The sequence below is a fragment of the Pyxidicoccus fallax genome (assembly GCF_012933655.1).
In the GTDB taxonomy this organism is placed as follows: domain Bacteria; phylum Myxococcota; class Myxococcia; order Myxococcales; family Myxococcaceae; genus Myxococcus; species Myxococcus fallax.
On sequence record NZ_JABBJJ010000780.1, the window covers coordinates 1 to 435 of the forward strand.

A 435-nucleotide genomic window follows, 5' to 3' on the forward strand; every position below is an offset into this window, starting at 1 on the left:
GAGTCCGGTATTGTCGCCAGCTCAGCGAAATACAGTTACCGCTTTGTCCGTGACGGTGTGCCTCAGGAATATCAGCGTTATAAGACCTTTTATGAACGCTTTCACCAACAGGCTTCCGGCGTGCGGGTTAACTTTGTCGTGGTACAACATGAGGTGACGGCGGAATATCTGGTGGTGATGGATCAGCGCAAATTGGATGCCGGGCAGCATAGCGAGCTGGTGAATCAGTATCATGCGGTGCAAATTGATAACGATCGCCTCGGGGTGTTGTTTAAAGCGACAGGATTTTGGACTGCATCGGACGCGTCAGATCTGGCCGCCGCCTACCAGTTAGCGCACCCCGTTGTGGTATCAATCAATGATAAGACCAAAACGATTAGCTCGCTTGGCGCCGTTGCCCTGGCCCCGTTGTTTCCGTTTTACATGATGTATGGA

The 435-nt window shown here is 52.0% G+C and carries 1 protein-coding gene; it reads left to right on the forward strand.

All coding sequences use genetic code 11. From position 1 onward, the window contains the following. Nucleotides 1-435 (forward strand): hypothetical protein (locus HG543_RS54135; protein WP_169352732.1); only part of this gene is annotated, 435 nt, incomplete at both ends.